Origin of the sequence: Streptacidiphilus carbonis, from assembly GCF_000787775.1 — a bacterium.
In the GTDB taxonomy this organism is placed as follows: Bacteria; Actinomycetota; Actinomycetes; order Streptomycetales; family Streptomycetaceae; genus Streptacidiphilus; species Streptacidiphilus carbonis.
In genome coordinates, this window is record NZ_BBPM01000017.1 from 138,442 (window position 1) to 145,217 (window position 6,776).

The following is a 6,776-nucleotide window of genomic DNA, read 5'->3' on the forward strand; positions in this document are numbered from 1 at the left end:
ACGGCGCCAGCCCCGGCATCGGCAGCAGTGTCGGCGGCGGTGGCTTTGTACACGTAAAAGCGCAGATCAGGGCCCTTTCTGGTCCAAAAGGATGACTTCCGCCCACCCGCCCGGCGGGGACGTCCGCGATCGGGCCAGCCGCTAGACTCCCGCGGATGACGGGTCGCCAGAGAACCCGTCGGACGCAGGATTCCAACGGGGGACATGGCGGGGGATGTGGCAGTAGAGCGAAGTCGATCCAACTCGGGCACACAGATCGTGGAAAGACCGGCCGGACTGCGGTTCGGCCGTACGGGGGAATCCCCGCGGCGGGGCCAGGATGCGGTCCGCGACCGGTCCGGTCCGCGCCGGGTGACCCGTCGGGTGGTCGGCGGCACGCTGCTCTCCCTGCTCGGTTACGCCCTGGTGCGGCACTTCACCCGGGTCGACATGGTGGACATGGTCGTCTACCGCGCGGAGGGCGACACCGTACGCCACGGCCAGGACCTCTATGCCATGGTGGTGCCGCAGTTCAACCTGTCGGCGACCTATCCGCCGTTCGCCGCACTGCTGTTCGTCCCGGCCTCCTTCATCCCGGTCGGGGTGCTCCGGGTACTGGTCACGGTGGCGAATTTCGCCCTGCTGGGCACACTGGCCCGGCTCTCCTTCCAACTGGTTGACTGGCCCCACCGCTCGGTTCGGCCGATCGCGGTGGTCGCTGCGGTGGGGCTGGGTGTCTGGCTGGAACCGGTGTGGACCACGCTCAAGTACGGGCAGATCAACCTGCTGCTGGACTGCCTGGTCCTGGCCGACCTCAACCGGCCCGACAGTTCGCGAGGCAAGGGGCTGCTGATCGGCATCGCCGCCGGGATCAAGCTCACCCCCGGCTTCTTCGGTCTCTACCTGCTGCTCACCGGGCGCCCCCGGGCCGCGCTCACCTCCTTCGGCGCCTTCCTCGGCACCGTGCTGCTCGGCGGGATCGCCCTGCCGGGCGACTCCTGGCATTTCTGGACGCACTACCTCTACGACTCGCACCGGGTCGGGCTGACCCAGATCTCCGACAACCAGTCGGTGCGCGGGACGCTGGCCCGACTGCTGCACGAGCCCGACCCCAGCCTGTCCTGGGCGGTCCTCGCCGGGGTGACCGCCCTTGCCGGTCTCGGCATCGCCGCCGCGGTGGTGCGCAACCAACCGCGCCTCCCCCGCGCGGAGGCCTGGGGCGTGCTCTGCTCGGCCGTCACCGCGCTGCTGATCTCACCGATCAGCTGGACCCACCACTGGGTGTGGTGCGTCCCCGTCATCGTGCTGCTCGCCGCCGAGGCCGCGGCGGAGCAGGCCCGACCACAGGAGCTGCGCCATCTGCGCTGGCGCATCGTGCTCGGCGGGACCCTGGTCTGCTTCCTGGGCTTCAGCATGTGGCTGACCCCGCACAACCCCCGGGCCAGCCTGCGGCTGCACGTGTGGGAGCAGCCGTTCTCCTCGGTCTACTCACTGTTCGGCCTCCTTCTGCTCGGGGTCGCGCTGACCCGGCTGCTGCGGTGCCGACGTGCGGCGGAACCAGGCCTCGCGGCAGTGCTCCCGACCCAGCGCGAATGCCCGCTCGCACCCCTGGAAAGATCCACCTAAGAGGAACCCCCCGCGCGAACTGCGCGTCTCACCAGCTATGCTGCGGCGAGCGGTGCTCAGCAGAGCCGCTCGTCCTGATGTACGACGATCAGTCAGAATGATCAGTACTGGTCAGTGCATGGGATCCCCGGACGGTCAGCCGACCGGGTTGCCTGGGGGCGGTAGCTCAGCCGGTTAGAGCAGGGGACTCATAATCCCTTGGTCGTGGGTTCGAGTCCCACCCGCCCCACCGCAGCTGCTATATGGCTTGACCAGCCATGACAGTAGTGGAAGGCCCTCCCGGGACACACCCCGGGAGGGCCTTTTTCACTCGAAAGAGAAGTGAAGGGACAGCTGATGACAGCGCCGGCCAGGTCCGTCCGACGGCAGGCACAGCCTGCGGGGCCGACCGGGCGCTGGGCGCTGGGAATCGCGGTGCTGCTCGCCGGGATCGGCCTGGCGGCCTTCGGGTGCTACCAGACCGGCCACGCGACCGGCCTGCTGGGCCGGACCGGCACACTGACCGTGGCCTCCTGCGCCCGCTTCGGCACCGGCAAGGGCAGTTACATCGGCTGTACCGGCGGCTTCCGGTCCGACGACGGGCGGGCCGTCGACGCGGCGGCGACCGTCCACACCAATCCCGCACGGACCGCCGGGAGCACCCTCAGGGTGGACCGGGTCGGCCCGGGCTCCTACGTCAGGTCCAGCGTCGCCCGCAGCGCGGGCTGGCTGGCGGTGACCCTGATAGGTCTGTTGTTCCTGGCGATCGGCGGCGCCGCCCTGTCCAGCCGGGACGCCACCGCCGGCACCGTCGAATTCCGCACCGGCCGGACCGGCCCCTGGTTCGGCCGCGCCGCCCTGCTCCTTCTCGCCGCCGCAGCCGCCTGCGGCGGGGCCTGCCTGTTCGCCACCCTTCTCGGCGAGTGACGCGCCGCGGACCGCTGTGCGCGCCGCGGCTCAGTGCGCGGGCTCAGTGCGCGGGCTCAGTGGGCGGCGTCGAGGCGGGTGCGCTGGTCCTCGGTGAGGTCCAGGTCGACTGCGGCGAGGCTCTCCTCCAGCTGGGCCACCGAGGAGGCGCCGACCAGGGGGAGGATCGGGACCTCGCCGCCGATCAGCCAGGCCAGCACGACCTGGTTGGCGGTCGCCCCGGTCTCCGCCGCGATCTGGCGCAGCACCGCGAGCCTGGCCGGGGTGCCGGCGTGGTCGAAGGCGGCGTCCAGCGGCTTGTCGGCGCGGGTGTAGCCGCCGGCGATCAGCGGGGAGTAGGCGACCATGGTCAGCTGAGGGTGCTCCCGGACGTAGCTCAGCAGGTCGGCGCCGACCAGCCCGTGGTCGCCGTCCTGGGACAGCTGTCCCGGCAGGTCCGCGCGCGGACGCAGGTAGGTGTGTCGGTACTGCAGCACCTCGTAGCCCGGCAGTCCGGCCGCCGCCGCGATGCTCCGGGCCCGCTCCACCCGCCAGGCCCAGTGGTTGCTCACGCCCAGCAGGCCGACGGTGCCCTCGGCGACCAGCTCGGCGAAGCCCTCCACGGTCTCCCGCAGCTCCACCCGGGGGTCCTCGATGTGCGCGTAGAGCAGCGGCAGCCGGTCCAGGCCCAGCCGCTCCCGGCTGCGCTCGGCGGACTCCCGGATCACCTTGGCTGACAGGCCCTCCGGGTTGTCGATGTAGCCGGTCCCGGGAGCCAGCGGGCGGGCGCCGAGCTTGGTGGCGATGGTGATCTCGTCCCCGATCCCCCGGCTGCGGCGCCACCGGCCCAGCAGTTCCTCGCTCTGGCCGCCCTGGCTCCCGTCGTGCCAGAAGGCGTAGTTGTCCGAGGTGTCGATGAAGTTGCCGCCGGCCTCCACATACCGGTCCAGGACCGCGAAAGAGGTCGCCTCGTCCGTGGCGCTGCCGAAGCGCATGGCACCCAGGCTGAGCACGCTCACGTCACGACGGGTGGCGGGGTCGGTGCCGATCGTACGGTTGCGCATGGAGTCTCCTCATGGTCACGGCCCGTCACTTCCGGGCGCTGACCACGAGTCTGCTTGCTGGAGCGCGCTCCAGGTCAAGCACCGGATCGAAGGATTCCGATCCTCTTTCGGGTGAAGCCGGATGGGTTCTCGACGTCGGTGGGCCGCCAGGATTCATACGATCCAGTCCCGAGCATCCGTCTCAAGGGGGGGGAGAAAACGGTGGATGGCAATCTACCGATCACCGCCAGGCAGGAGCAGTTCAGCCTGGCGTATGTGCGACTGGTCGCGGCCGCTGCCGGCTGCTCCATCAAGTGCCATGAGACGGACTACGACGGCGTCGACATCACCATCTCGTCCTCAGCCGAGTACGACACGTTCTACTGCCCCGAATTCGAGCTGCAACTCAAGTGCACCACCCAGCAGCGCTATCTGACCGACGGTGACATGGCCTGGCCGATGAAGGCCGAACCGTTCGCCCGGCTGACCAACCCCAAGCGCTACGTGCCCGCGTTCCTCGGCGTGCTGCTCGTCCCCGAGGATCCCTCGGTCTGGTTGGATCACAACGACAAGGGTCTGCTGGCCAAGGGCACCATGTTCTGGCAGCGCGCATGCCATCTGGGCGCTACGGCCCAGGGGCGGGGCAGCAGGACAGTACACCTGCCGAGAACTAACGTGTTCGACGTGTCCCAGCTCCTCGGCATCATGAGGACCATCGGCGAAGGAGGCGACCTGTGAGCCCGTCCGCGCTCGACGGCTACCGCGAAGTCGCGTCGACGCTGACCCCGCCCGCTGTCTCGCAGTACCTCGCCACCCAGAACTGGGAGCTCGAGACCAGGCAGGCCGAAGTCAGGGAGATCTGGAGGCTTCCGGACGAAGGGGGGCACGGCGTTCGCGGCAGGATCATGCTTCCTCTTGCCACCGACTACGCCGACTTCCCGCAGAGGTTCAACGAGGCACTGCTCGCACTCGGCCGCATCCACGACTGGGACGCCACCCAACTGCAGGAAAAGATCCTCTCCACCCGTGCGGACCTGTTCTTCGTGCGGCTCAACCAGGCGATGTCGGACGGCACCATTCCCTTCCGCCAGGCCGAGAAGACCGTCGACGCCATCTTCAAGCTGCTGAAGTCGGCCGCCACCACCGCAGCCGACCCACACCACTCGCATCTGGGGCGGCGTCCCACCGCGGTGTCGGACTTCCTCGAAGAGGATGTCCGACTCGGACACACCAAGCGCGGAAGCTTTGTTTTCACGGTCATCACCCGGCTCGGCGATCCCCCGTCCGACCACCAGCCGTCCGGGCCTCCGGTGACGCAGCTCTTCCCACGCCGGGTGATGACCACGCTCGCCCAGGGCCTGGAGACCACCCAGAAGCTCACGCACCAATGGGATCAGCAGGTACTCGACTCCCCCGGCACGTTCGGGGTGAGCGCCGGGCTGGTGGAGTCACTGGAGGAGATGGCCGAGCCCGAGGGCCTGCTCTCGTTGGACCTCTCCTTCGAATGGGCTGCCGCCGAAGTGCCTCCGGAGGTGGGCGCGGGCGTCGTCGTGATGGATCGCGGAGTGATGACAGCGCTGCCCCGGGTACGTGAGCGCCTGGTCCGGCAGGAGGAGCCGGCCCGACGGGAGACCGTGGTCGGGATGGTCCGCTCACTCACCCGTGAGGATGCCGGACCGAATGACGACGGCGCGGGGACGGTGGTGGTGGTCGCCGATGTGCGCGGCAAAACCCGGAGCATCCACATGGCGCTCAGCGGCCGTGACCACGAGTGGGCCATCCTTGCGTACCGGCAGCGGCTGCCGTTCACGGTCACCGGCGACCTCTGCTTCGAACGGCGGGCCTGGCGACTCACGGGTGACGTCCACGTCGACTCGAGCTTCCTCCGCCATCAGGCAGGGTCCTGACCACTTCCGCCGCCGCGGCGGGACCGTCAGGTGAGGGCTTTTTGGACTCGGGACCAGAGTTGGCGGTCCGCGGCGCCGACGCGGCGGCGGAAGTGGTCGAGCGGGACCTCGCGGGGTTCGTCGGTCTCCAGCCAGCTGGCGCGCTTGTCGCGGTCGCCGACGGTGCCGGGAGGGAGCGGGAGGACGCCCGGGCGGTCGGGGTGGTGCTTGCTGGTGATCTTCAGCACTGTGGCGGTGCGGGCGCCTCGGTACAGCACCAGGCAAGGGCGGTCCTTGGAGCCGGTGCCGTCCTCGAACGGGACGTCGGCCCACCAGATCTCGCGGGCTTCCGGCAGCCGGGACGGGAGGGTCCGGGGCGGACCGGACTGTGCCGGGCGGGTGGGCGAGGAGGCGCGGGCCGGACGGCGCGGCGGGCTGCCCGGGGTGCGGCGCTGCGGACCGCCGCTGGGGCGGGACGGGCCGCCTCGGCGCCTGCGGCTGCCCGCGTAGCCGAGCGCGGCGGCCACCGCGACCACTGCGACCACCGCGGCGGCGACGGCCTCCAGTACCTGAGCCTGCGTCATCCCCTGGTCCCTCCCTCGGCCGACGACAGCCGACGACAGCGCACGACAGCCGACAACGACGAGGGCCCCGACCGTGGTCGGGGCCCTCGTGCCGAGCTCCTCCAATTGGACTCGAACCAATAACCTGCCGATTAACAGTCGGCTGCTCTGCCAATTGAGCTATGGAGGATCGTTCGCAATGCCGGTCCGGCTTCCGGCAGCTCCCCCAATTGGACTCGAACCAATAACCTGCCGATTAACAGTCGGCTGCTCTGCCAATTGAGCTATGGGGGAAGGTGCGGCTGCGACGACCCGGCCCGACTCGGTCGGGCTGGTGGGCGGCGCTTGCTGCGGGTCATACATTAGCGCACGTAGGGGGGTGCTCCGCCAATCGTTACCCCCCGCACCGCCCGCACCTGCCTGGTTCGCCCCTCGTCGTGGCGGGTAGGCGAGCCCGGACGAGCCCCGTAGGCTCCGAAGCAGGATGCGGTGCGGACCCCCACGGAGCGCGCGGGCCCTCCGCACGGAGAGAGGTGGAGGCGACATGCGCAAGCTGACTTTCCTCATGGGACTGGCCCTCGGCTATGTGCTCGGCACCCGCGCCGGACGCGAACGCTACGAGCAGCTCCGCAAGACCGCCCGTGACGTGTCGCAGACGCCGGCCGTGCAGAACGCCACCCGCAGCGCCAAGGACGCGGCCGGCAGCGCCGCCGGGAAGGCCGCCGACGCCGTGGCCGGCCGGGTCGGCGACAAGCTGCCGCCGTCGGTCACCGAACGCGTCCCCTACCTGCGGG

General features: G+C 70.1%; 7 protein-coding genes and 3 tRNA genes. 6 read left to right on the plus strand and 4 right to left on the minus strand.

The features are described 5' to 3' along the window. Positions 1 to 351 precede the first annotated feature (351 nt). From TR46_RS16150 to TR46_RS16160, 3 genes are all read left to right on the plus strand, one after another. Entirely contained in the window at positions 352 to 1,605 is a 1,254-nt protein-coding gene (locus TR46_RS16150; RefSeq protein ID WP_052432851.1) for a glycosyltransferase 87 family protein, read from the plus strand. Between the two features lie 155 nt (positions 1,606 to 1,760). Further along, positions 1,761 to 1,834: transfer RNA gene (locus tag TR46_RS16155), tRNA-Ile, on the plus strand. Between the two features lie 107 nt (positions 1,835 to 1,941). Next, the gene (locus TR46_RS16160; RefSeq protein ID WP_152626518.1) at positions 1,942 to 2,511 is read left to right on the plus strand and encodes a hypothetical protein; all 570 of its coding nucleotides are present in this window, start codon (positions 1,942 to 1,944) and stop codon (positions 2,509 to 2,511) included. A gap of 56 nt (positions 2,512 to 2,567) precedes the next feature. On the opposite strand, the gene TR46_RS16165 is transcribed toward TR46_RS16160, so the two are convergent. Next, positions 2,568 to 3,554, minus strand: a complete 987-nt coding sequence (locus tag TR46_RS16165; protein WP_042400897.1) for an aldo/keto reductase — start codon at positions 3,552 to 3,554, stop codon at positions 2,568 to 2,570. Positions 3,555 to 3,755: 201 nt separating this feature from the next. Here TR46_RS16165 and TR46_RS16170 point away from each other — a divergent pair, with 201 nt between their 5' ends. Both TR46_RS16170 and TR46_RS16175 read left to right on the plus strand, forming a co-directional pair. After that, positions 3,756 to 4,271: a DUF4365 domain-containing protein gene (locus TR46_RS16170; protein ID WP_236655348.1), complete on the plus strand. Its 516-nt coding sequence runs from the start codon at positions 3,756 to 3,758 to the stop codon at positions 4,269 to 4,271. After that, positions 4,268 to 5,440, plus strand: coding sequence for a hypothetical protein (locus TR46_RS16175; protein ID WP_042400900.1), 1,173 nt, complete (start codon positions 4,268 to 4,270; stop codon positions 5,438 to 5,440). The genes TR46_RS16170 and TR46_RS16175 overlap by 4 nt, the downstream gene beginning before the upstream one ends. A 26-nt stretch (positions 5,441 to 5,466) precedes the next feature. On the opposite strand, the gene TR46_RS16180 is transcribed toward TR46_RS16175, so the two are convergent. The 3 genes from TR46_RS16180 to TR46_RS16190 all read right to left on the minus strand — a co-directional run bounded on the left by TR46_RS16180 (position 5,467) and on the right by TR46_RS16190 (position 6,276). Further along, positions 5,467 to 6,003, minus strand: a complete 537-nt coding sequence (locus TR46_RS16180) for a type II toxin-antitoxin system PemK/MazF family toxin (RefSeq protein WP_042400902.1) — start codon at positions 6,001 to 6,003, stop codon at positions 5,467 to 5,469. A 96-nt stretch (positions 6,004 to 6,099) separates the two neighbouring features. Beyond that, positions 6,100 to 6,172, minus strand: a tRNA-Asn gene (locus tag TR46_RS16185). 31 nt (positions 6,173 to 6,203) lie between these two features. Next, positions 6,204 to 6,276: transfer RNA gene (locus TR46_RS16190), tRNA-Asn, on the minus strand. Positions 6,277 to 6,526: 250 nt separating this feature from the next. On the opposite strand from TR46_RS16190, the gene TR46_RS39485 reads away from it, so the two are divergent. Then, on the plus strand, positions 6,527 to 6,776 hold a 250-nt coding region (locus TR46_RS39485; RefSeq protein WP_084718565.1), incomplete at its 3' end, for a hypothetical protein.

Excerpts from the sequence above, each read along its gene's own strand:
- TR46_RS16180 (WP_042400902.1), bottom strand. The coding sequence starts at position 6,003 with ATGACGCAGGCTCAGGTACTGGAGGCCGTCGCCGCCGCGGTGGTCGCA.
- TR46_RS16160 (WP_152626518.1), top strand. The coding sequence starts at position 1,942 with ATGACAGCGCCGGCCAGGTCCGTCCGACGGCAGGCACAGCCTGCGGGG.
- TR46_RS16165 (WP_042400897.1), bottom strand. The coding sequence starts at position 3,554 with ATGCGCAACCGTACGATCGGCACCGACCCCGCCACCCGTCGTGACGTG.